General features: G+C 66.0%; 20 protein-coding genes. 8 read left to right on the top strand and 12 right to left on the bottom strand.

Annotated features, from left to right (window positions below):
• Positions 1–70: 70 nt before the first annotated feature.
• Positions 71–556 (bottom strand): bacterioferritin, encoded by a 486-nt coding sequence (bfr, locus tag QW861_RS13335; RefSeq protein WP_316171679.1) that lies wholly within the window; start codon positions 554–556, stop codon positions 71–73.
• Positions 557–676: 120 nt separating this feature from the next.
• Positions 677–961 (bottom strand): bacterioferritin-associated ferredoxin, encoded by a 285-nt coding sequence (locus tag QW861_RS13340; protein WP_315717838.1) that lies wholly within the window; start codon positions 959–961, stop codon positions 677–679.
• Positions 962–1590: 629 nt separating this feature from the next.
• Here QW861_RS13340 and QW861_RS13345 point away from each other — a divergent pair.
• The gene (locus tag QW861_RS13345) at positions 1591–1911 is read left to right on the top strand and encodes a hypothetical protein (protein ID WP_315717840.1); all 321 of its coding nucleotides are present in this window, start codon (positions 1591–1593) and stop codon (positions 1909–1911) included.
• A gap of 214 nt (positions 1912–2125) precedes the next feature.
• Positions 2126–2407 (top strand): hypothetical protein, encoded by a 282-nt coding sequence (locus QW861_RS13350; protein WP_257169446.1) that lies wholly within the window; start codon positions 2126–2128, stop codon positions 2405–2407.
• 87 nt (positions 2408–2494) lie between these two features.
• On the opposite strand, the gene QW861_RS13355 is transcribed toward QW861_RS13350, so the two are convergent.
• From QW861_RS13355 to ettA, 3 genes are all read right to left on the bottom strand, one after another.
• Positions 2495–3682, bottom strand: a complete 1188-nt coding sequence (locus tag QW861_RS13355) for a lytic murein transglycosylase (RefSeq protein WP_315717841.1) — start codon at positions 3680–3682, stop codon at positions 2495–2497.
• Positions 3683–3813: 131 nt separating this feature from the next.
• On the bottom strand, positions 3814–4392 hold the full coding sequence (locus QW861_RS13360; RefSeq protein ID WP_315717843.1) for a TIGR00645 family protein: 579 nt from the start codon (positions 4390–4392) through the stop codon (positions 3814–3816).
• Between the two features lie 142 nt (positions 4393–4534).
• Positions 4535–6184, bottom strand: coding sequence for an energy-dependent translational throttle protein EttA (gene ettA, locus QW861_RS13365; protein ID WP_315717864.1), 1650 nt, complete (start codon positions 6182–6184; stop codon positions 4535–4537).
• A gap of 304 nt (positions 6185–6488) precedes the next feature.
• On the opposite strand from ettA, the gene QW861_RS13370 reads away from it, so the two are divergent.
• Positions 6489–6707 (top strand): hypothetical protein, encoded by a 219-nt coding sequence (locus tag QW861_RS13370; RefSeq protein WP_315717844.1) that lies wholly within the window; start codon positions 6489–6491, stop codon positions 6705–6707.
• A gap of 124 nt (positions 6708–6831) precedes the next feature.
• On the top strand, positions 6832–7794 hold the full coding sequence (locus QW861_RS13375; protein ID WP_316193149.1) for a D-2-hydroxyacid dehydrogenase family protein: 963 nt from the start codon (positions 6832–6834) through the stop codon (positions 7792–7794).
• A gap of 82 nt (positions 7795–7876) precedes the next feature.
• Here the strand turns inward: QW861_RS13375 and QW861_RS13380 are convergent, their stop codons facing one another.
• Positions 7877–9109: a L,D-transpeptidase gene (locus QW861_RS13380; RefSeq protein ID WP_316193150.1), complete on the bottom strand. Its 1233-nt coding sequence runs from the start codon at positions 9107–9109 to the stop codon at positions 7877–7879.
• Positions 9110–9473: 364 nt separating this feature from the next.
• Here QW861_RS13380 and QW861_RS13385 point away from each other — a divergent pair, with 364 nt between their 5' ends.
• Complete coding sequence (locus QW861_RS13385) at positions 9474–10490, top strand: hypothetical protein (RefSeq protein ID WP_315750240.1); 1017 nt, start codon at positions 9474–9476, stop codon at positions 10488–10490.
• 14 nt (positions 10491–10504) lie between these two features.
• Here QW861_RS13385 and sseA read toward each other — a convergent pair whose 3' ends face one another.
• The 3 genes from sseA to QW861_RS13400 form a co-directional block, all read right to left on the bottom strand.
• Positions 10505–11362 (bottom strand): 3-mercaptopyruvate sulfurtransferase, encoded by an 858-nt coding sequence (sseA, locus tag QW861_RS13390; protein ID WP_316193151.1) that lies wholly within the window; start codon positions 11360–11362, stop codon positions 10505–10507.
• Between the two features lie 113 nt (positions 11363–11475).
• Positions 11476–11889, bottom strand: a complete 414-nt coding sequence (locus QW861_RS13395; RefSeq protein ID WP_315717849.1) for a rhodanese-like domain-containing protein — start codon at positions 11887–11889, stop codon at positions 11476–11478.
• Positions 11890–11990: 101 nt separating this feature from the next.
• Entirely contained in the window at positions 11991–13166 is a 1176-nt protein-coding gene (locus QW861_RS13400) for a VWA domain-containing protein (protein WP_315827124.1), read from the bottom strand.
• Positions 13167–13281: 115 nt separating this feature from the next.
• Here QW861_RS13400 and QW861_RS13405 point away from each other — a divergent pair, with 115 nt between their 5' ends.
• Both QW861_RS13405 and QW861_RS13410 read left to right on the top strand, forming a co-directional pair.
• Positions 13282–13527: a GlsB/YeaQ/YmgE family stress response membrane protein gene (locus QW861_RS13405; RefSeq protein ID WP_315717851.1), complete on the top strand. Its 246-nt coding sequence runs from the start codon at positions 13282–13284 to the stop codon at positions 13525–13527.
• Positions 13528–13624: 97 nt separating this feature from the next.
• Positions 13625–14467 (top strand): MoxR family ATPase, encoded by an 843-nt coding sequence (locus tag QW861_RS13410; RefSeq protein WP_315717852.1) that lies wholly within the window; start codon positions 13625–13627, stop codon positions 14465–14467.
• Positions 14468–14494: 27 nt separating this feature from the next.
• Here QW861_RS13410 and QW861_RS13415 read toward each other — a convergent pair whose 3' ends face one another.
• Positions 14495–14878, bottom strand: a complete 384-nt coding sequence (locus QW861_RS13415) for a response regulator (RefSeq protein ID WP_315717853.1) — start codon at positions 14876–14878, stop codon at positions 14495–14497.
• A complete protein-coding gene (locus tag QW861_RS13420) occupies positions 14871–18563 on the bottom strand; it encodes a PAS domain-containing protein (protein ID WP_316193152.1) in 3693 nt (1230 codons plus the stop codon). Before QW861_RS13420 ends, QW861_RS13415 begins: the two co-directional genes overlap by 8 nt.
• A 233-nt stretch (positions 18564–18796) precedes the next feature.
• Here QW861_RS13420 and QW861_RS13425 point away from each other — a divergent pair, with 233 nt between their 5' ends.
• Positions 18797–20311, top strand: coding sequence for an ATP-binding protein (locus QW861_RS13425; RefSeq protein WP_315750236.1), 1515 nt, complete (start codon positions 18797–18799; stop codon positions 20309–20311).
• Positions 20312–20356: 45 nt separating this feature from the next.
• On the opposite strand, the gene QW861_RS13430 is transcribed toward QW861_RS13425, so the two are convergent.
• The gene (locus QW861_RS13430) at positions 20357–22486 is read right to left on the bottom strand and encodes a phosphocholine-specific phospholipase C (RefSeq protein WP_316193153.1); all 2130 of its coding nucleotides are present in this window, start codon (positions 22484–22486) and stop codon (positions 20357–20359) included.
• Between the last annotated feature and the right edge of the window lie 3 nt (positions 22487–22489).

Genomic DNA, 22489 nt, shown 5'->3' on the forward strand with positions numbered 1-22489 from the left:
ATTCAAGGCTTGAAACACCAGCCCTGAATCGCCTCCCGTTCCGAAGCGGACTGCCGCCTCGCCGACGCCGTCAGTGCTCGCTCTCGAGGCCGCCGACGTGCTTCTGCGTGTAGAGTTCGAGACCGATGCGGTCGATGAGGTCGAGCTGGGTCTCGAGGAAGTCGATGTGATGCTCCTCGTCCTTCATCAGCTGCTCGAACAGGTCGCGCGACACGTAGTCCTTGACGCCATGACAATAGGTTGCGGCTTCCTGATACAGCGTCCGCGCACCGATCTCGGCGGCGAGATCGCATTCGATGATCTCCTTGACGTTCTGGCCGATGCGCAGGGGATCGAGCACCTGCATGTTGGGGAAGCCGTCGAGGAAGAGAATGCGGTCGGTGAACTTGTCGGCGTGCTCCATCTCCTCGATGGATTCCTTGCGCCAGACCTTCGCCATGTCGAGAAGGCCCCAATTGTTCAACAGACGATAGTGCAGCCAATATTGGTTGATGGCAGTCAGCTCGCTGCGCAATCCCTTGTTGAGATATTCGATGACCTTGGGGTCGCCCTGCATGGATAAGCTCCGAAAAAGTTAGAGGCCGCAGGCGCTCAATAACAGGTTCGAAGTGCGGAGACGACCCCCGTTCATGTGCATTTTTCGGGCGGAGAACGACGCGACTGACGGCAATGCCTGTCAGCAGGCAGCGAGCGCGAAACGGCTCTGAAGGTCGTCATCGATCGCCTTCACCGGTGTCGTCCCATGGTGGTGGCCGTGCTGACAGCCGGCCTGGCAGGCGCGAGCACAGGGACCCAGCGCCTCGTCGATGATCGTCTTGATCGTGCGCGCACAGCGGCCGCATTCCGCGCTGCACCCCAGGCAACCGTAGACCTGCTTGGGGTTCCGCGGCAGTTCGTCCGCGGACTTCACCGCGTTGCGGATATCGTGATCGCTGATGACGTTGCAGGAACAAACAATCATGAGAAACCGGCCAATCGTCCTTGGTCAGGTATCGATAGTCATCCGCAGCTACCCGCGCAAAGGGAAAACGGCGCTTTTGAAGCTATTCCAATTTCGCGATCAATCTAGAATGCCTCCAACTGTACGAGCTTGCCGCAGATCAAAGTTACCGCCGAATAACAATGGTGGGCGGCGATCGAGCAGGCGCAACTCAGTCGCCACCACCACCGTCCCCTCCACCACCGTCCCCACTGTCACCTCCGCCGTCGATCGGGTTTCCCATGACGTCCGACGAGGTATTGGAAAACCAACTTGCGAGACCGCCGCCCTGACTGGAGCTGGACCCCCCGTGGGAGTCGACGCTGGTGCTGTCCGCGGACGAACGGCGGCGGTTGGGCCTGCGGTCGACACGAACCAACAGCGCGTAGCAGACGGCCGAGGTCAATCCGATCGCCACGACCATCGCCATCGTGGGGGTCATGCCGGCTCCAATGCGGCAGTGAATTTTGTGCAATGCAGCATTGAACGTATCCTGGACTTGGGTCGTCCAATGGGACGCCCCCGTTCATTGATCATTCAAGCGGGATGTGTGAACCTGCCGTATCGCTTGATACGCGATCCGCCGACCTGGAGTGAGAGAGGTTAAGGTCATGAAGAAGACTCTTGCGGCCCTGGCCGCCGTCGCAACGCTGTCGACCGCAGCGCTGGCCCCTGCTCCTGCTGAAGCGCGCAATGGTCGTGTCGCCGCCGGTGTCGCTGCCGGCCTGCTCGGGGGTGCCCTCATCGGTGGCGCCATCGCTGCGGGCAGCAATCCCTATTATTATGGGCCCGGATATTCTTACGAACCGGGCTACTCCTATTACGGCGGGCCTGCCTACGTCGCCGATCCTGGCTACGCCTGCTATTGGCAGCGCCAGCGCTTCTGGGACGGCTACGGCTGGCGGATTCGCCGCGTCCGGGTTTGCGAGTGATCGTTCACCTTCATTAATTCCATGACCTTGCACCGGAATTTCGAGAACGGCGGCCGGCACGGCCAGAAAAAACCGTTTTTCCGTCGCATCAGGTCGAACAGAGTTTACGAAGGGTTGACGGATTGTCGTGTTTTCTCACGATGCTGACGGCCCAGATCGTGCGTGAATCACCAACCCGGCGCCTGCGAGGGCGCCTTCCAGGAGATCTCGGAACATGAAGAAGATCCTGACCGCAGTGCTTGCGGTTGCGACCATCGCCGGTTCGCTGAGCGTGACGGCACCGGCCGCCAAGGCTGGCGACGTGGGTGCCGGCGTGGCAGCCGGCCTGATCGGCGGCGCCCTGCTCGGCGGCGCGATCGCGTCCAGCCGTCCGGCCTATGGCGGTCCGGTCTACGTCGAAGCCCCTCCGCCGGGCCCGCCGCCGTGCGTGTGGCGCCGTGAGCGCTATTGGGACGGCTATGGCTGGGTGTCCCGCCCGGTTCGCGTCTGCTACTGATCCTGACGATACATCTCGATGCGAAAAGCCCGGCCTTGCGGCCGGGCTTTTTACTGCCGGCTCCGGCCTTCGCACCGAATCGGCCGCTCAGCGCGCGGCGTTGATCGCCTGCAGCACCGATTCGCTCGGCCAGCAGTCGACCTTCAGGCCCGCCTTCTTCTGAAATGCGCCGAGCGCGGCGCGGGTCTGCATGCCGGCCTTGCCGTCGAGCTTGTCGCCGTAGAGACCGAGCCGCGTCAGGCCCTTCTGCATCGCCTCGACGTCCTTGCTCCGAAGCTGCTTTGACGCCGACCATGGTGTCGCGAACGGAGCCGGGCTCGTCATACGGTCCGCGAGGTGACCGACGAACAGCACATAGAGATCGGAAAAATTGTATTCCTTGATGACGAAGTAGTTCGCCGTCGTCAGGAACGCCGGACCATAGATGCCCTCAGGCTGCAGCAGCGACGCGGGCTGCTGCTGCTCGGCTGCGCTGAGCCGCTGGCCGCGTACCGGGACAAAGCCGGCGCGCAGCCATTCGCCGATCGGCTTCTTCACCTCCGGCACGCCGATCGCGCAGTCGACAGTCGCCGGCGGCTTGACCTCGTAGGCCCAGCGCAGGCCGCGCTGCCACCCCTTGTTGGCAAGCTGCAGCGCCGCCGAGCCCAGCGCGTCCGGCACCGAATGCCAGAGATCGACCTTGCCGTCGCCATCGAGATCGACACCGTGCTTGTAGTACTCCGACGGCAGGAACTGGGTGAGCCCGACCGCCCCGCCCCATGACGCCCTGAGATCGCGGCGCGACACCACGCCGTCGCTCAGCATCTTCAGCGCCATGATGAACTCGGTGCGGTACTGGTCCTTGCGGCGGCCGACATAGGCCTGCGTCGCCAGCACGCGCAGCGCATCGTAGGGCAGCGCATAGCGGCCGAAATCGGTCTCCCGGCCCCAGATCGCAAGCACGACCGGCCCCGGCACGCCGAAGCGGCGCTCGATCTCGGCGAGTGCCGGACGATATTGCTGGATCAGCTTCTCGCCGTGCGCGGCCAGCCGCGCGATCGACGCTTCCTTGATGTAGTCGGCTGGCACCTGCACGAACTCGGCCTGCGCCGGCGCCCCCGTCGCGGGCCGGCCGGGCAGCAGCAGATCGGGAAGCTTGTAGTCAGGCTCCAACCCGCGCGTCTCCGCCTCGAACGTCGCACGGGAGACGCCCTGCTCCTTGGCTTCGGGCCAGAGCGAGTTGATGAACTGCGTGAAGGCGGCGTCAGCCGCGCTCGCTTGGCCATCGCCGAACATGCAGAGCGCCAGACCGACGAGAACGAGCCTGCGCAAACGGAGTAGCAGCTGCCGAACCATGCCTCAGGGCTACCATAGCCCGCGGCACTTGTGAACGTCAGCAGGCCACCGACGGAACCCGAGGCTGCCGCTCAATGCCCCGCCTGCTTCGTCTCTTCGATCGCGGCATTCGACAATTTGTCGACCACGGCGATGCCGATCGCGGAGAGGATGAAGACCGTGTGGATGATCGTCTGCCACATCACGCCGGTCTCGGTGTAGTTCGACTTGCCCGACGAAAGCGCGCCGGCCTCGATGAAGGTGCGCAGCAGGTGGATCGACGAGATGCCGATGATGGCCATCGCCAGCTTGATCTTCAGCACGCTGGCATTGACGTGGCTGAGCCATTCCGGCTCGTCGGGATGGCCCTGCAGATTGAGCCGCGACACGAACGTTTCGTAGCCGCCGACGATCACCATCACGAGCAGGTTCGAGATCATGACCACGTCGATCAGTCCGAGCACGGCGAGCATGATCTGCTGCTCGGAGAAATCGAACGCGTGCGCGAACAGGTGCCAGAGCTCCTTCAGGAACAGCACGACATAGACGCCCTGCGCGATGATCAGCCCGACATAGAGCGGCAGCTGCAGCCAGCGCGAGCCGAAGATCAGCATGGGAATGGGGCGCAGCGCTCCGCCCTTGGAGGACAGGGTCGCGTCGGAGGAAGACATGTGAAGAATCTCGCGGCTGGGAGGGATTGCGGATCATGTATCTACGCAATCGCAGCACGCGGAAAAGCGACAACTGGCCGCAGCCGGGGCGCGACGCTTTGTCTCGGAACAGAGACCGCGTCGCGCCTCGCGAGATCAGGGATCAGCGCGTCAGCTTCTTGTACTTGACCCGGTGCGGAATCACGCTGTCCTGGCCGAGCCGGCGCATCTTGTCCTTCTCGTAGTCCTGGAAGTTTCCTTCGAACCATTCGACATGGCTGTCGCCCTCGAAGGCCAGCATGTGGGTCGCGATGCGGTCGAGGAACCAGCGATCGTGGCTGATGATGACGGCGCAGCCGGCGAAATCCTCCAGCGCCTCTTCGAGCGCACGCAGGGTGTCGACGTCGAGATCGTTGGTCGGCTCGTCGAGCAGCAGCACGTTGGCGCCCGACTTCAACATCTTGGCGAGATGCACGCGATTGCGCTCGCCGCCGGACAGCGCCCCGACCTTCTTCTGCTGGTCGGCGCCCTTGAAGTTGAACGCCGAGCAATAGCCGCGCGAGTTCACTTCCTTCTTGCCGAGCAGGATCAGCTCGTTGCCGCCGGAGATCTCCTCCCACACGGTCTTGTTGCCATCGAGCGCGTCGCGCGACTGGTCGACATAGCCGAGATGCACGGTCTCACCGATGGTGATGGTGCCAGCGTCCGGCTTTTCCTGCCCGGTGATCATGCGGAACAGTGTGGTCTTGCCGGCGCCGTTCGGACCGATCACGCCGACGATGCCGCCCGGCGGCAACTTGAAGGTGAGATTGTCGATCAGCAGGCGGTCGCCGAAGCTCTTGGACAATCCGTCGAAATCGACGACGTTCTGGCCGAGCCGCTCGGCGACCGGAATGATGATCTGGGCGGTCTGGGTCTGCTTCTCGCTGGCCTTCTTGAGCAGCTCCTCATAGCGCTGGTAGCGCGCCTTGGACTTGGCCTGGCGGGCCTTCGGCGAGGCCGCGATCCACTCCTGCTCGCGCGCCAAAGTGCGCTGATGCGCGGCATCCTCGCGGCCCTCCTGCTCCAGCCGCTTCTGCTTCTGCTGCAGCCAGGAGGAATAATTGCCCTCGTAGGGGATGCCCTTGCCGCGATCGAGCTCCAGGATCCAGCTGGTGACGTTGTCGAGGAAGTAGCGATCGTGGGTCACGATCAGGATCGCGCCCGGATAATTGCGCAGGTGACCTTCGAGCCAGGACACCGATTCGGCGTCGAGATGGTTGGTCGGCTCGTCCAGCAGCAACAGCTCGGGCTGGTCGAGCAGCAGCTTGCACAACGCGACGCGGCGGCGCTCACCACCGGACAGCTTGGTGACGTCGGCATCGTCGGGCGGACAGCGCAGCGCATCCATCGCCTGGTCGACCTTGCTGTCGAGATCCCAAAGGCCCTGCGCCTCGATCTCGTCCTGCAGCTTGGTCATCTCGTCGGCGGTCTCTTCCGAGTAGTTCATCGCCAGCTCGTTGTAGCGATCGAGGATCGCCTTCTGCTTGCCGACGCCGAGCATGACGTTCTCGCGCACTGTGAGCTTCGGATCGAGCTGCGGCTCCTGCTCGAGATAGCCGACGCGGGCACCCTCGGCCACCCAGGCCTCGCCGGTATAGTCCTTGTCGATACCGGCCATGATCTTGAGCAGGGTCGACTTGCCCGAGCCGTTGACACCGAGCACGCCGATCTTGGCGTCCGGATAGAACGACAGGTGAATGTTATCGAGCACCTTGCGGGTCGGGTAGGTCTTGGACAGACCCTGCATGAAATAGACGAACTGGCGCGCCATCGCGTGTCCCTTGAAGCCTGCCGGAATTTTCGGAAAATGGTTGCCGCTGATGTAACCGCGCGGTCCCCAAAGGGCAACCGGCGAGCCGGTCTCGGCGGGAACAAATGCCGGGAGAATCACGGTCGTTCCTGCGCCGGCCCGGCCTGCCGCCCACGGACGAATACGGGTCCATCACCTTGTGTGTGGCGGATCACGACAATTGCAACCATCTTTTAATTAATTCGGCGGGACACTCGGTCTCGGCCCGCAAGACCCCGCGCGCCCAAGCGGCAAAAGCCGCGACCGACAACAGCGAGAGCCCGTCATGGCAGCCTTCACCTCAGCCTCCCTGCCCGCTCCGGCGGCACACCGCAAAGACCGATCTGGGATCGCGGACGACATCCGCGGCTTCTGGCGCGAATTCGTCGCGCGCGCCTTCAACCCGTACCGGCCAGAATTGCACTACATGCGCGGCCCCGGCCCCGCCTGGCGCGCCAAGTACGGCCATGACGCCGCGTTCAGGCTGAAGACCCGCCTCGACTGATGTCTCCTGGTTCCGCGTGAGAGCGTGACGATGCCTTGCGCAACCACCGCGTTGCGCGCAAGCATGGCTCCATTCCTGACGGCATTCACCATTGCCGCCGTCCCCCGATGAATGGACCCTGCCGATGACACGGCTGCGCTGTGCGATCCTCGACGACTATTACGATACGGCCCTCTCATTGGCCGACTGGCCCCGGCTGGCCGACAGAGTGGATGTGACGGCTTTCACACAGCCGTTCGGCAACGAGGAAGCGGCCGCCGGCGCGCTCACCGATGCCGACATCATCTGTGCGATGCGCGAGCGGACGCCATTGCCGCGCTCCCTGATCGAGCGGTTGCCGAAGCTGAAGCTCCTGATCACCTCCGGCATGCGCAACGCCGCCATCGACCTGGAGGCCGCCAAGGCGCGCGGCATCATGGTCTGCGGCACGCAATATGGCCGTGACCCCACCGCAGCGCTCACCATGGGCCTGATCCTGGAGCTGACCCGCAGGATCGGCCAGGAGAATGCTCTCATGCATGCCGGGCAGCCCTGGCAGACGCTGGGCGGCGTGGAGATCGAGGGCAAGACGCTGGGCGTGATCGGGCTGGGCAAGCTCGGCACCAAGGTCGCAGAGCTCGGCAAGGCGTTCGGCATGAACGTGATCGCCTGGAGCCCCAACCTGACCCCCGAACGCTGCAAGGCGGCAGGAGTAGGCTACGCGACCAAGGAGGAGCTGTTCACCGCCGCCGACGTCATCACCGTCCACGTCGTGCTCAGCGACCGCTCACGCGGGCTGGTGGGCGCGGCCGACATCGCGCGCATGAAGGCCACCGCCTATCTCGTCAACACCTCGCGCGCGCCGATCGTCGACGAGGCCGCACTGCTGCAGGCGCTGCGCGACAAGCGCATCGCCGGCGCCGGCCTTGACGTGTTCTCGGTGGAACCGCTGCCCGTCGCCCATCCGCTGCGCCGGCTCGGCAATGTCGTGCTCACGCCGCATCTCGGCTACGTCACCGAGGAGAGTTTTCGCGCCCATTACGGCCAGATGGTCGATTGTATCGCCACTTGGCTCGCAGGAGCCGAGCCGCCGCGCCGGCTGGCTTGAAGCAGGCGAGCGCGGCCCTCACAGCAAAACACCCTCCGCGAGGAGGGTGTTTTCAACGTAATCAGCGCGCACCACGCCCGCCTCAGCGGATCGTCACCGGCGGCGGCAGCGGCTGCATGTTGGCGGGCTGGCCAGCCGCCGGCACAGTCGCCTGGGCCTGGACGGGCGCCGGAGAGGCCGCGGCAGCAGCCATGTTCTTGCCGGAACCCGGAGGCGCACCGCCCGGCATCACGACCACGCGGGTGCCGACCTTGACCCGGTCGAACAGGTCGGCGACGTCGTCGTTCAGCATGCCGATGCAGCCGGAGGACACGAACTTGCCGATCGTCGACGGCTGGTTGGTGCCGTGGATGCGGTACACGGTCGAGCCGAGATACATCGCGCGGGCACCGAGCGGATTGCCCGGCCCGCCGGCCATGAAGCGCGGCAGATAGGGCTGCCGCTCGATCATCTCGCTCGGCGGATACCAGTCCGGCCACTCGGTCTTCTTGGTGATCTTCTGCACGCCGGTCCAGGTGAAGCCTTCGCGGCCGACGCGGACGCCGTAGCGCATCGCCCGGCCGTTGCCGAGCACCAGATAGAGGTAGGTGTTGGGCGTATCGACGACGATCGTTCCCGGCGGCTCCTTGGTGACGAAGTCGACCTCCTGGCGGCGCAGGTTCGCCGGCAGCGGCGCCGGCGCCGCATCGGGTTGTTCCTCAGGCGGCAGAGCTGCTACCGTCATCGGACGATCCCCGGCGGACGGGGCCTGCGCCGCGCCCGCGACGGCGGGAGCGCCACCGACGGCGCCGGGCGGCCGCGGCGCGCCTGCGTCGCCACCGGGAGCGCTGTTGCCATAAGCGCCACCATAGGCCTGTTGGCTGGAGGCGGGACGATCACCATAGATCACCGGGGGCGGACCAGCCGGGCGGCCATACCGCGGATCGTCCGGGGACATCACCGGGCCGGTCGGAGCGGCCCCATAGACCGTCGCACCGGCCGGACGTCCGTATCGGGGATCGTCGGGAGAAAGGATGGGACCGGTCGGAGCCGCAGCACCATAAACCGGCGCATTGGCTGGACGACCGTAGCGCGGATCGTCCGGCGAGATCACCGGGCCGGGCGGCGGCAACGCCGCGGAATTGCCGGGCGCATCCTCATCGTCGAGCGCGTCAAAATCCTGCCCCTGCCCGCGCGCGTCGGCCGGGTAAGGCGTCGGCGCCGGTGAATACGCTCCAGGCGCGGTCTGATAGACCTGCTGTGCCTCGGCAAACGAAGTTGCCGTCACGCCCGCTGCCGCGACCGCGCAAACCGTCAGGATTTGTCTGATCATCATCGCCCTTGCAGTATCCCCAAGCCGCCGATTGGGACCTTTGCTGTGCCAGATGGCCGAAGATAGCGGCGCATTCAAGACAATTCCGGCCAGAGCGGCCCGACTTCGGCAATTTGTGATCATGTCTGCGTCGTTGCACGGAAGTCTCACGCCGCCGAAAAAGTGCGGCGAAGCCCCCGCAGGCCCTATCGATGCCGTGATTTGCCGAGCGGGCGGGAACACTTCCGGTATTCTGACCTGAGCCTGATTCGCGATGCACGGCAGAAGCCGGCCTCGTCGCGAACGCGGCTATTCCCTGTGATCACCGCGTTCCCTACTGGCTCGAATGTCTCGGCAGTCCCCGCTGCCGTGGCGAGAGTTACCGTCAATGCTTCCCGGCTTTCGTTTTCTGGTCGCCGCGATCGTCTGTTCCATCTCTCTCACCATCTTCGGCATGGGCGCCGCGGCCCTGTTGCGCGCCGCCCACGAGCAGTTCGCCAGCAACGCGTCCTGGCGCACGACTCAGGCGTCGGGCTTCACGACGTTCCTACCGCCGGCCGAGCCCACGCCGGTGCTCGCAGTGCTGCGGGTGGATTCGATTCCGACACCGCCGGTGACGCCGCCGCCGGTCGTGGCCGATGCTGCCCCGGCAACGTCCGAACAGCCGAGCGCGCCGTCGACGGCGGCGCCGCTCACAGAAGCGCCCGAAGTGACACCCGTTGCGGTGGCCACCGACGTGCCGACGCCCTCGCTGCCCGCGGAAACGGTCGACACGTCCCGCACCTCCGCCATTGTCGCGACCGCGTCCGCGACGAACGACCGGATCGAGAGCACCAAGCCGGAGCGCCCCATTCCGGACACGACCGCTTCGATCGTCGCTCCGGTCGAAAAAGCGTCCGACAGGCCGAGCATGGACAGCTCGCCCGAGACTGCAGCGCCGGCCCCGCCGCGGGCGTCGAGCGAAACGGCGGCCGCCGTGGTCGCACCACCGCCGCCAGTTCCTCAGGTCATCGCCAGCGCCGATCCGATGATGACGACCGCAGCCGCCGCTTCAACCGCGCTCGCGCCCGTTCCGGCGGTGCTCGATCCGATCGCGGCCAAGCTCGCCGCGCTGGCCGAACAGCCGGCTCATCAGGAGCGGCCCGCCGCCAGCGAGCATCGTGCCTCGGTGAAGGTCGCGAGCGTTCAGTTGCGCCGGAGCATCCTCAAGAAGCGCCAGGCCCGGGAGAAGCAGATCGCTGCGCGCCGCGCCAAGCAGCGGCGCATCGCCCAGCGGCTCCGGTCGGCTCGGCAAGCCGCGGCCGCCCAGCAGCAACAGACTGCCTTCCCCGATCCATTCGGACAGCAGCCGTTTGGTCAACCGCAGGCGGTCGGCCAGCAGGCTGCCGGGCCGCGCACGCGATAGGCGGAGCCAGCCGATCAGGCCGGCCCCGTCGCAACCGGCGGACCGTTCTCGATGCCCCACTCCGACCACGAGCCGTCGTAGAGCGCGGTGTCGCGGATGCCGAGACGATAGAGCGCCAGCGTCAGCACCGCCGCCGACACCCCGGAGCCGCAGGAGGTGACGATCGGCTTGGCGAGATCGACGCCAGCGGCGCCGAATGCCTCGCGCAACCGGTCGAGCGGCTTCATCACGCCGGTCGCCGCGTCAAACAGCTCCGCATAAGGCAGATTTCGGCTGCCGGGGATATGGCCGGATCGGAGGCCGGGCCGCGGCTCGGCGACCTCGCCCGCGAAGCGCGGCGCCTGCCGTGCATCGATCACCTGCTCGGCATTGCCGGCGAGATTGGCAACCATCTGCTCGATCCGGCGCACGCGCGCGGCATCGAACTTCGCGCTGAACGTGCCGAGCGCCGGCGTGACCTGTCCGCTCTCGACCGGGCGCCCCTCCGCCATCCACTTCTTCAGCCCGCCGTCGAGCACGCGCACATCCGTGTGGCCGAATGACAGGAACATCCACCAGGCGCGCGGCGCGGCGACCCAGCCGCCGGAATCATAGACCACGACCGTATCGCCATTGCTGACGCCGAGCCGGCCCGCGTCGCGGCCGAACTGCTCGGCGCTCGGATACATGTGCGGCAGCGGATTGGAATGGTCGGAGACCTCGTCGACGTCGAAGAACACGGCGCCGGGGATGTGCGCCTTCAGATAATCGTCCTTCGGCAGCGGCAGCACACCCGGCATCTTGAAGGTCGCGTCGAGCACCTTCACCTTGGGATCGCACAGATGCGCAGCGAGCCAGTCGGTGGAGACGAGAGGGTCGTCGGGGATGGTCATGCGCAAGAGCTCCGGACTTCACATTCAGTCGTCATCGCCGGACTTGAGATCGGGCGATCCACCTTGTCGAAGCGATGGACACGCGGGTCAAGTCCGCGCGGGATGGGCAGCGATCAATCCTTCTTCTTCGGCGCCCAGGCCTCGACCGGCCCGCCGGCGTCGCGCCACGCCGCGAAGCCGCCGCCGATATGGGCGACCGGCGTCAGACCCATGTCCTGTGCGGTCTTGGCCGCGAGCGCCGAGCGCAGGCCGCCGGCGCAATGAAAGATGAACGTCTTGTCCTGCTGAAAGATCGGCTTGGCGTAGGGGCTCTGCGGGTCGATCCAGAACTCCAGCATGCCGCGGGTGCACGAGAACGCGCCGGGAATCCTGCCCTCGCGCTCGATCTCCCGGGGATCCCTGATATCGACGATCACGACATCGTCGCGCTTCGCCGCCGCGATCGCCTCAGCCGCCGAGAGCGTCTCGATCTCGGCGTTGGCTTCATCGAGCAGCGCCTTGATGCCGCGCGTGATGGTCTGGGGCATGCCTTCTTCCTTCGTCGTGTCCAGCCGTCGCGCGGCGCCGTTTCGACCTCGTCATTCGGGGTGGTCGGTCAGGACCGAACCGCCCGGAATGACGGGATTGCCTACCGGACCAGCTCCTTCATCGCCGCTTCCAATCCCTCAATCGTGATCGGATACATGCGCTCGGAGAAGATGCGGCGAATGATGGTGGTGGACTCGGAATAGTCCCAGTGCTTCTGCGCCACCGGATTGAGCCACACCGCGTGTGGATAGGTGCGGATGACGCGGTCGAGCCACACCGACCCCGGCTCTTCGTTGACGTGCTCGACCGAACCGCCGGGCACCATGATCTCATAAGGCGACATCGAGGCGTCGCCGACGAATACGACCTTGTAGTCGTGCGGGTACTTGTGCAGCACGTCCCAGGTCGGCGTGCGGTCGGTGAAACGCCGCTTGTTCTGCTTCCATACGCCCTCGTAGAGGCAGTTGTGGAAGTAGAAATATTCCATGTGCTTGAATTCGCTCTTGGCGGCCGAGAACAGCTCCTCGACCTGCGCGACGTGGGAATCCATCGAGCCGCCGATGTCGAAGAACACCAGCACCTTCACCGCATTGCGCCGCTCGGGACGCATGTGCACGTCGAGATAGCCGTGGTTGGCGGTTTCGCGGATCGTGGTGTCCAGATCGAGCTCGTCGGGCGCACCGGTGCGGGCGAACTTGCGCAGCCGGCGCAGCGCCACCTTGATGTTGCGGATGCCCAGCTCGACATTGCCGTCGAGATCCTTGAACTCGCGCCGGTCCCACACCTTCACGGCGCGGTTGTTGCGGTTCTTCTCCTGGCCGATGCGGACGCCCTCGGGGTTGTAGCCATAGGCGCCGAACGGCGAGGTGCCGGCGGTGCCGATCCACTTGTTGCCGCCCTGATGACGGCCCTTCTGCTCCTCCAGGCGCTTCTTCAAGGTCTCCATGAGCTTGTCCCAGCCCATGGCCTCGATCTCTTTCTTCTCCTCCTCGGTGAGGTATTTCTCGGCCAGCTTCCTCAGCCATTCCTCGGGAATCTCGGCCTTCTCCATCGCGTCGAGCAGGTTCTCCAGCCCCTTGAACACGGTGCCGAATACGCGATCGAACTTGTCGAGATTGCGCTCGTCCTTCACCAGCGCGGTGCGCGAGAGATAGTAGAAGTTCTCTACCGAATGCTCGGCGAGGTCGGCGTCGACGGCCTCCATCAGCGTGAGATATTCACGCAAGGAGACCGGGACCTGCGCATCGCGCAGTGCTGTGAAGAATTGCAGGAACATGCCCATTAGATCGCGCGGCTGGGAGGGCGCGTCAAGGGCCGCTCCACGCCCCACGCTGGACCCGCCGGCATTTTGCTCTACAATCCCTGGAACAACAGGTGGAATGGGGGCTTTGATGGGTATTATTGCAGCACTGATCATCGGCGCCGTCGCGGGCTGGCTGGCGGGGCTGATCGTGCGCGGCGCAGGTTTCGGCCTGATCGGCAACATGGTCATCGGCATCATCGGCGCGCTGGTCGCAAGCTACGTGCTGCCGGCGCTGCACATTGCGCTTGCCAGCGGCACGCTGGGGGCGATCCTGGACGCCACGATCGGCGCCGTCATCGTGCTCGTGATCCTCTCATTGATCAGGCGCGCTTGATTATTTCTGCTTCCGATGGCAGCCATCATCTTAAGGCCGCAGCGGCGTTGCCGCTGTGTAGCCACTCAACACAAGTTCGAACGATGAGCGAGACGCAATGAAATTTACCGGCACCCAGGACTACGTCGCCACCGACGACCTCAAAGTGGCCGTCAATGCGGCGATCGTGCTCGAGCGCCCGCTGCTGGTGAAGGGCGAGCCGGGGACGGGCAAGACCGTGCTGGCCGAGGAAGTCGCCAAGGCCGTCAACGCGCCGCTGCTCACCTGGCACATCAAGTCGACCACCAAGGCGCAGCAGGGCCTTTACGAATACGACGCCGTCTCGCGGCTACGCGACAGCCAGCTCGGCGACTCCAGGGTGTCCGACATCAAGAACTACATCAAGCGCGGCAAGCTGTGGGAGGCCTTCACGGCCGAGCAGCGACCGGTGCTCTTGATCGACGAGATCGACAAGGCCGACATCGAGTTTCCGAACGACCTGCTGCTCGAGCTCGACCGGATGGAATTCCACGTCTACGAGACCAACGAGACCATCAAGGCGAAGCTGCGCCCGATCGTCATCATCACGTCCAACAACGAGAAGGAGTTGCCGGATGCGTTCCTGCGCCGCTGCTTCTTCCACTACATCAAGTTCCCCGATCCGGATACGATGGGCCGCATCGTCGACGTGCACTTCCCGAACATCAAGAAGCGACTGGTCGAGGAGGCCCTGCGCATCTTCTTCGAGGTCCGCGACGTGCCCGGCCTGAAGAAGAAGCCGTCGACCTCCGAGCTGCTCGACTGGCTCAAGCTGCTGCTCAACGAGGACATCGGTCCTGAGCAGCTGCGCGAGCGCGACCCGCGCAAGCTGATCCCGCCGCTGCACGGTGCGCTGCTCAAGAACGAGCAGGACGTCCACCTGTTCGAGCGGCTCGCCTTCCTCAGCCGGCGCGAGGTGTGAGGCGCCCAGCTCCATCCGACCGGCGCGTCATTGCGGCGCCGTCTTCTTGATCAGGCGTCCGAGCGCGCGCATGATCCCATCGACGGCAATCGGCTTCTCGCAGCGGAGGATCTTCGAGAAGCGGTCCGGGATGACCGATTCGTCATAGCCGGTGGTGAAGACGAAGGGCACGCCGCGTTCGACCAGCAGATCGGCAACCGGAAACGCCATGTCGCCGCGCAGATTCACGTCGAGAACGGCGCCTTCGATCCGCCCCTCGCGTTTGATCAAGGCGAGCGCGTCGGGGACGGTTCCGACCGGGCCCAGGATCGTGCCGCCGGCGTCGCCGAAGGCGCAGCGCAGCTCGTCGGCAAGCATGTACTCGTCCTCGACGATGAGGATATGACGGTCGCGAAGCGAGCGTTCAGGCATGATCCTCGAGCTCCAGTGTGGCGAGCGAAACGGGAATCGATATCGTGCAACGGACACCGTCGGATTCGAAGGCGTACGAGGTCCTCGCGCTGAGCTGATAGGGCAAGGCCTGTTCGATCAGCTCGCGCCCCTGCCCCGTGCCGCTGGGCATCGTGTCTGGCGGCGGCATGTCGACGCCGCTTTCGCGCCACTCGATATGCAGCCAGGGCTGTCCCTCCGCGCCTTCGCGCTCGAGCGACCAGACCACGCAGAGCCGGCCCGACGGCTGCGCCAGCGCGCCATACTTGACCGCGTTGGTGGCGAGCTCGTGCAGCGCCATGGCAAGGGTCTGAACGGTCGACGACCGCAGCCTTACGCCGGACGGCCCCGACAGCCCGATGCGCTCCGAACCGCCGGCGACAGCCCACAGCTCGCTACGGATCAGATCGTCGAAGGTGACGCGATCATGCTCCTTGAGGCGGGACAGCAGGCCCTGGGCGCGTGACAGCGTATCCAGCCGATCACGGAAGCGAGCTCGAAAATCGCCGAGATCGGTGCTGGCGCGCGCCGTCTTGTCGGCCATCGAGCGGACCACGCCCAGCAGGTTGCGGGTGCGATGCTGCAGTTCGGCCACCAGCACCTTCTGCCGCTCCTCCCATTCACGCCGCTCGGTCACGTCGACCATGGCGCCGGTCATGCGGATCGGTCGTCCCGCGTCGTCATAGAAGAAGCGCCCACGGCCGTAGAGGTAGCGAATTGCGCCGCCCGGATGCACCACGCGAAACTCGCTGACATACTCTTGGTGCGCCTCCATCGCGCGGTGAAGCGCAGCTTCGGCTGCGGGACGATCGTCGGGATGGATGCGTGCCGCCCAGGCCTCGTAGCTCGGAGTCAGTTCGCCAACGCCATAGCCTTCCATGCGGAAGTGCTCGTCCGACCAGTAGACCTCGCCGGTCGCGACGTTCCAGTCCCACAGGCCGAGCCGACCGACCTCGACCGCGCTGCGCAGGCGCTCCTCGCTCTTGCGCAACTCCCGTTCGGCCTTGTTCTGCTCGGAGATGTCGCGCGCCGTCCCGAACCACTCGATGATCTCGCCGTCACGCCCGAGAATGGGGATGGCGCGCGAATGGATCCAACCGAGGCTGCCATCGATCCGGATGACACGGTGCTCCAGCTCGAACATGCTTTTCGTCGCGACCGCCCTGCTGATCGCCGCAGTCACCTGCGCCTGATCGTCCGGATGAATGTATTTCGCGAGCCAGCCTTGGCTCGGGTTCATTGTATCGGCGATGAAGTCCTTGCCCTGCAACTGGCGCATCTCCCGCCAGTCGGGGCTCATGCGATAGATGACGTCGGAACTCGCGGTTACGAAAGCGCGATAGCGCTCCTCGCTGGCGCGCAGCCGCTCCGTCGCTTCGGCACGCAGACGAGCCATCTTGAGATGCGCCTCGACGCGCGCCAGCAGTTCACGCGCACTGAACGGCTTGATGAGATAGTCATCCGCACCGGCCTCCATGCCTTCGACGCGGCTCTCTTCTCCGGCCCGGGCCGACACCAGGATCACCGGAATGGTGCCGACCCGTTCATCGGCGCGCAGCCGCGCAAGCAACTGCATGCCGTCGATGCGCGGCATCATCACATCAGACAGAACGAGGTCGGGCTTGTCGCGGGCGATGGCCGCGAGCGCGGCTTCACCATCGGCGACGGTCTCGACATCGTAGCGCGAGGCGAGCAGGCGGCGGACATAGTCGCGCATATCGGCATTGTCGTCGGCCAGCAGGATACGGGGGCGCGGCCCGGCCCTGTCAGCTGACGGGGTGGTGATGTCGATGTCCGGAACGGCGTGCGCGTCGAGCGTCGGCGGATCCGGCAGCCAGCGCAACGCCTCCTCGATGAAGGGCCGCGCACCGCGAAGGATCGGTTCCTGCGCTGGCGCCGCGTCGACCTGGTCGAACGGCAGATGACTTCGTCCCCTGGGAATCCTGACCGCGAACGTGCTGCCCTGCCCGGCTTCGCTGGTCGCTGCGACGGATCCGCCGTGCAGCTTGGCGAGCTCATGCACCAGCGCGAGCCCGATGCCCGAGCCTTCATGGGTGCGGCCGAACGCGCCGGCGACGCGATGGAAACGCTCGAACAGCCGCGGCAGCTCGTGCTGCGGGATGCCGGTCCCGGTGTCCTTCACGCTCAGTTCGAAATGACGATCGCAGGTGACGAGCCGGACCTCGATGTCGCCCGCAAAGGTGAATTTGAACGCGTTGGACAGCAGGTTGAGGACGATCTTCTCCCACATTTCGGGATCGACATAGGCCGGCTCCGGCAGCGGCGGGCAATCCACCATCAGCCTGAGGCCGGCGGCCTCGATCGCCGAGCGGAAGGTGCTGGCGATCTCCGCGGTCAGGCTCGCGAGGTCGACCGGCGCGTAGACTGCCTGCATCCTGCCGGCCTCGATCCGCGAGAAATCCAGCAGCGTGTTGACCAGCTTGAGCATCCGCAAGGCATTGCGCTCGGCGATCTCCAACCGGTCGCGATCCGCAGGCGGCAAGGCCTGCGACCGCAGCAGGACATCTTCGAGCGGACCGAGCATCAGCGTCAGCGGCGTACGGAATTCGTGGCTGACATTGGTGAAGAACGCGGTCTTGGCCCGATCGATCTCGGCGAGCGCCTCTGCGCGGCGCCGCTCCTGTTCATAGGCCAGCGTCTCCGCAAAGGAGCTGCCGAGCTGAGCGGCCATCAGATCGAAGAAGCCCTGGTGCTCGGCATCGAGGGCGCGGCGCGGATTGACGCCACAGATCAGGATCGCCGTCGCCTGCTCCCGGCCCGTCGCAACCGGCAGCACCAGCGCCAGCTGTGGCGGCTCGGGCCATGCGCCGGTCGGCACGCCGGCAAATTTCCCACGATCCAGCACGACGCGAATCGGCGCCACCGCGCGCGCCGCCGCCCGGATCGGCCACAGCCCGTCACTGTCGAGGGCAATCTGCGCCGGCGCGATTGCACTGTCCGGGTGTCCCCCCGCGGCGCTCAACAACCGTGCCGATCGCTGATCCTCGCTGAGTTGGTAGATCAGCGCAAACGGGACATCATGCGGATTCTCGGCGAGGACGTCGGTGGCTTCGCGACAAGCATGCGCCAGACTGTCGGCACGGCCGCGCGCGGCAAGATCGCGCAAGGTCCGCATACGGCGCTCGCCTACGACCCGGGCCGTCGTCTCGATGACGGGGGTGAAGACGCCGCCGACGCCGCCGGTCTCATCGCGAATCGGCGAATAGGAGAACGAAAAATAGGTCTCCTCCAGGTAGCCGTGGCGGTCGATGAACAGCGGCATGTCGCGTGAGCGGGTCGCTTCGCCAAGCCCAACGACGTGCCGCAGCATCGGGCCGATGACCTCCCAGATCTCGGACCATACCGCGCGCCCCGGCGCCCCCAGCGCCGCGGGATGCTTCTGCGAGCCGAGGATCAGGCGATACTCGTCATTGTAGAGCATGACGAGCTCCGGGCCCCACCAGATCAGGATCGGGAACGCGCAGTCCAGGCAGGTGCTGATCGAAGTGCGCAAGGACTGAGGCCAGCTCTCGGGCGGCCCCAACGGCGTCCGCGACCAATCATGGATGCGCATGAGCGCCCCCATCTCCCCGCCACCCTGCAGGAAGTCGGCTCCGCGCGCGAACGCCTTGAACGTCGCGTGACCGGCATCCGAATGCTCGTTCACTCCTGGCCCCTTTTTCGCCGCACAGTACCGTCAAATGCGCGCGGGCGCCAAGCACCGGCCCTCACGGCAAGAGGCGCGTCGACAGGGAACTGGGCAGCCCGCGATCGGGTTCCATCTGCGAACCATCCACAGCCCATCCCGCAATCTGGGACAGTCCATTGCAAACGCTCGACGTGCGCGCCCGCGCTTGTTAAGCGCCAGCCTCTGCGTGAAGCGGGCTTGAGTCGGGGCACATGACGGTTGCAATCGAGATGGGGCAGACGGCGGCGGGATCGCCTGCCGCCCTGGACCTCGAGGAACTGCTGGCGACCCGGCTCCTGGTGCAGGGCAATTCCGGCTCCGGCAAGTCGCATCTCCTGCGTCGCCTGCTGGAGCAGAGCGCGCCCTGGGTGCAGCAGACGATCATCGATCCGGAGGGCGACTTCGTCACGCTGGCCGAGCGATTCGGCCATCTCGTGATCGCGGCCGAGGACCACACCGAGCGCGCGCTGCAGGTCGCCGGCGAACGGGCGCGGATGCATCGCGTCTCGACGGTGCTCAACCTCGAAGGCCTCGACGCCGAGAATCAGATGCGGCGCGCGGCCGCCTTTCTCAACGGCCTGTTCGAGATCTCCCGCGACCACTGGTACCCGATGCTGGTCGTGGTCGACGAAGCCCAGCTGTTCGCACCGGCCGTCGCGGGCGAAGTCTCCGACGAGGCCCGCAAGGCCTCTCTCGGCGCGATGACCAACCTGATGTGCCGCGGCCGCAAGCGCGGGCTGGCGGGCGTGATCGCGACGCAACGACTGGCGAAGCTCGCCAAGAATGTCGCGGCCGAGGCCTCGAACTTCCTGATGGGCCGCACCTTCCTCGACATCGACATGGCCCGCGCCGCCGACCTGCTCGGCATGGAGCGGCGCCAGGCGGAGGCGTTCCGCGACCTCGAGCGCGGCCAGTTCATGGCCTTGGGGCCCGCGCTGTCGCGCCGTCCACTCGGCCTGCGCATCGGCCCGACCGATACCAAGCCGCGCAACGCAACGCCGCGGCTGATGCCGCTGCCGGAGGCTTCGCTCGAGGACGCCCGCGCGGTGATTCTCGCCGCACCGCCGCCCGAGACCAACGCGCGGCCGCAGCGCAAGCCGCAACCGGAGCTGCTCGACCAGCTCATGGCGGCGAAGTCCGCCGCGCTCGAGCTGCGCCCCGAACCGCCAGCACCCGCCGTCAGCGAGGAGGAGCTCGCCGAACGCAAAGCCCGCGTCGAGCGCGTGCTGCGCGCGGTCTTGGCCGAGCCCGACGCCGGCTTCCGCGCCGTCGGCGTGCTCTACCAGGAATTCGTCGTCCGCTGCCGCATCGAGGGGCTGGGCACGGCCGTGCCCGACCTCAACGAGTTCCGCCGCATGCTGACCCGCGCCCGCGCCGGGCTCGGCGGCGACGAGACGGCCGACGATGCCGGCTGGCAGGACGTCACGCTGCGCGCCTCGCTGCTGCCTGAGGACATGCAGGGCGTGTTCATGATGATCGCCCGCGCCGCCAAGGACGGCCGCCCCTGCCCGAGCGATGCGGCGATCGCCCGCGCCTATGGCTCGCATTCGCTGCGCCGGGCGCAGCGCCTGCTGACCTATATCGAGGACCAGGGGCTCATCGTGTGCCAGCTCGACGGCGCCGGCCGCCGCATCGTCACCCTGGTCGAACTTGCCTGGGCGACGGCGCCCGGCGATCCCAATGCCGACGACGCAGCACCCGAAGGTCTCGTCACCTCGTCATCTTGAGGATGCGCCCGAATCGCTCCGGGCGCATCCCGATATCGTTCGCGATCAGGTCGCGGCGATCCTGCCCATCGCCGGGTCGCTGATGCTGGGCCGGCCGTTCTCGACGTGACCCGCGAGCTGCCAGTTGAAGTCGGCATCGCTGTCCGTCGTGACCGTCAGGTCGTACCAGCCATGGGTCTGCTGCAGGCGAACCCGCGTCTCCAGCCGCTGGCCACGCTGCAGGCGGTGCCGCTCGCTGCGTCCCGTATAGTTGTCGGCCAGTGTCACGACACAGCTCGCCCCCTTGTTGGTGAGCGCGATCGCAAGGCTGCGCGAATCGTCGTCATCATCCCAATCACAGAGATGGACCGTATCGACGTCGACCAGCGCGGCGGTGGTGGCGACGCCGCCCTTGAAGTGGCGGAAGAAGCCGTTCGGGCCGTACACCGACAGATCGTACTGGCCGGCGCTGGCCGCGAGGTCCCACACGCCGTGCAGCGATTTCCCGGCTTCGACGGTGTAGCTCCACGGGCCGGTCGCGGTGTTGCCGGAGCGGACGTGGAAGCAGGCGCCCGCCTGCCCCGGATTGGCGAAGCGGATCGCGAACGTCTTGTGCGCAGCATCGGCGTCGCCATCGACCCTGAGATCGTAGGGCAGCGGGCGCGCCGGGCGAATGCCCGGCTCCTGCTGCGGCAACGCCTGCTTGGCCGGCGGCACCGGATGATAGTCGTCGAAGCGGGCACCGGAGGTGATGTCGGCGGCCGGCGGCTTGTAGCCGGCCGTGCTCGGCAGCGGCGCCATGCCTTCGTTGGGCGAAGTGAAGTTGAACGCCGAGGTGAGATCGCCGCACACCGCGCGCCGCCACGCCGGGATGTTGCTCTCGAACAGATCGGGCGCCTTGTGATGGAAGCGGCGCTCGATGAAGCGGATCACAGACGTGTGGTCGAACACTTCCGAGCACACGAAGCCGCCGCGCGACCACGGCGACACCACCAGCATCGGCACGCGGACGCCTAGTCCGTAGGGGCCGGCAACGTGGCTTCCGTCGCCAGCGAAGAGGTCCGTGCTCACGTCGACGGTCGACTGGCCCCAGGCCTGCGACATCGCCGGATACGGGCCGACGACATGGTCGAAGAATCCGCCGCCCTCGTCGTAGTTGATGATCAGCGCGGTCTTGCTCCACAGCTCCGGGTTCGCCGTCAGGATGTCGAGCACCTTGGAGATGTACCAGGCGCCCGGCCCGGGCAGCCAGTTCGGATGCTCGCTGAACGCCTCCGGTGCTGCGATCCACGACACCTGCGGCAGGGTGCCGTTGCGGACGTCGTTGCGCAGCCCGTCGAACAGATTCTCGAACGTGCCGCCATTGGCGATGTTGCTGCCGCGCAGCGCCTTCTCGTACAGCGGGCTGCCTGCTTGCGAATTCTGATACTGGTGGAAATACAGCAGCGAGTTGTCGCCGTAATTGCCGATCCACGGATTCTGGGTCCAGCCCCAGGAGCCTTCCGCCGTCAGGCCGAGACCGATGTCCTGGTAGACCCTCCAGGAGATGCCGGCCTTCTCCAGCCGCTCCGGAAACGTGGTCCAGTCGTAGCCGGCTTCCGCATTGGTGATGACCGGGCCGCCGCCCTTGCCGTCGTTGCCGTCCCAACCGGTCCACAAGTAGTAGCGATTCGGATCGGTCGGGCCCATCACCGAGCAGAAATAGGAATCGCACACCGTGAAGGCGTCGGCCAGCGCATAGTGCCAGGGCAGATCCTGCCGGTTCAAGCAGGTCATGGTCGTGGTGCCCTTGTTGGCGATCCACTTGTCGTAGTTGCCGTTGTTCCAGGCCTTCTGGCCGTCGTTCCAGCCATGGGCGACGTCCTCGACATAGACCTGGCCGGCATTGTCGACGCGGAACGGCATCACTGCCCCCGCGCCGTTCGGCTGCTGCCACACCGGATTGCCATTCGGCAGCTTCACGGCGCGCGGATCGTTGAAGCCGCGGACGCCGCGCATCGCGCCGAAATAATGATCGAAGGCGCGGTTCTCCTGCATCAGCACCACGATGTGCTTGACGTCCTCGATGCTGCCGTGGCGGTTGAACGCCGGAATGGCATGCGCGCGCTCGATGCTCTGGCCGAGGGCGGCGGTCGCAGCCGACGCTCCGAGCAGCCGCAGGAACTCGCGCCGGTTGTGCGCGATCGTGTTCGACATCTC

It is taken from the genome of Bradyrhizobium sp. SZCCHNRI1029 (assembly GCF_032487555.1).
GTDB lineage: Bacteria > Pseudomonadota > Alphaproteobacteria > Rhizobiales > Xanthobacteraceae > Bradyrhizobium.

Excerpts from the sequence above, each read along its gene's own strand:
- bfr (WP_316171679.1), bottom strand. The coding sequence starts at position 556 with ATGCAGGGCGACCCCAAGGTCATCGAATATCTCAACAAGGGATTGCGC.
- QW861_RS13400 (WP_315827124.1), bottom strand. The coding sequence starts at position 13,166 with ATGTTCCTGCAATTCTTCACAGCACTGCGCGATGCGCAGGTCCCGGTC.
- QW861_RS13385 (WP_315750240.1), top strand. The coding sequence starts at position 9,474 with ATGCTTCCCGGCTTTCGTTTTCTGGTCGCCGCGATCGTCTGTTCCATC.
- QW861_RS13410 (WP_315717852.1), top strand. The coding sequence starts at position 13,625 with ATGAAATTTACCGGCACCCAGGACTACGTCGCCACCGACGACCTCAAA.
- QW861_RS13370 (WP_315717844.1), top strand. The coding sequence starts at position 6,489 with ATGGCAGCCTTCACCTCAGCCTCCCTGCCCGCTCCGGCGGCACACCGC.
- ettA (WP_315717864.1), bottom strand. The coding sequence starts at position 6,184 with ATGGCGCGCCAGTTCGTCTATTTCATGCAGGGTCTGTCCAAGACCTAC.
- QW861_RS13395 (WP_315717849.1), bottom strand. The coding sequence starts at position 11,889 with ATGCCCCAGACCATCACGCGCGGCATCAAGGCGCTGCTCGATGAAGCC.
- QW861_RS13345 (WP_315717840.1), top strand. The coding sequence starts at position 1,591 with ATGAAGAAGACTCTTGCGGCCCTGGCCGCCGTCGCAACGCTGTCGACC.
- QW861_RS13350 (WP_257169446.1), top strand. The coding sequence starts at position 2,126 with ATGAAGAAGATCCTGACCGCAGTGCTTGCGGTTGCGACCATCGCCGGT.
- QW861_RS13430 (WP_316193153.1), bottom strand. The coding sequence starts at position 22,486 with ATGTCGAACACGATCGCGCACAACCGGCGCGAGTTCCTGCGGCTGCTC.
- QW861_RS13405 (WP_315717851.1), top strand. The coding sequence starts at position 13,282 with ATGGGTATTATTGCAGCACTGATCATCGGCGCCGTCGCGGGCTGGCTG.
- QW861_RS13340 (WP_315717838.1), bottom strand. The coding sequence starts at position 961 with ATGATTGTTTGTTCCTGCAACGTCATCAGCGATCACGATATCCGCAAC.
- QW861_RS13360 (WP_315717843.1), bottom strand. The coding sequence starts at position 4,392 with ATGTCTTCCTCCGACGCGACCCTGTCCTCCAAGGGCGGAGCGCTGCGC.
- sseA (WP_316193151.1), bottom strand. The coding sequence starts at position 11,362 with ATGACCATCCCCGACGACCCTCTCGTCTCCACCGACTGGCTCGCTGCG.
- QW861_RS13425 (WP_315750236.1), top strand. The coding sequence starts at position 18,797 with ATGACGGTTGCAATCGAGATGGGGCAGACGGCGGCGGGATCGCCTGCC.
- QW861_RS13355 (WP_315717841.1), bottom strand. The coding sequence starts at position 3,682 with ATGTTCGGCGATGGCCAAGCGAGCGCGGCTGACGCCGCCTTCACGCAG.
- QW861_RS13375 (WP_316193149.1), top strand. The coding sequence starts at position 6,832 with ATGACACGGCTGCGCTGTGCGATCCTCGACGACTATTACGATACGGCC.
- QW861_RS13380 (WP_316193150.1), bottom strand. The coding sequence starts at position 9,109 with ATGATGATCAGACAAATCCTGACGGTTTGCGCGGTCGCGGCAGCGGGC.
- QW861_RS13415 (WP_315717853.1), bottom strand. The coding sequence starts at position 14,878 with ATGCCTGAACGCTCGCTTCGCGACCGTCATATCCTCATCGTCGAGGAC.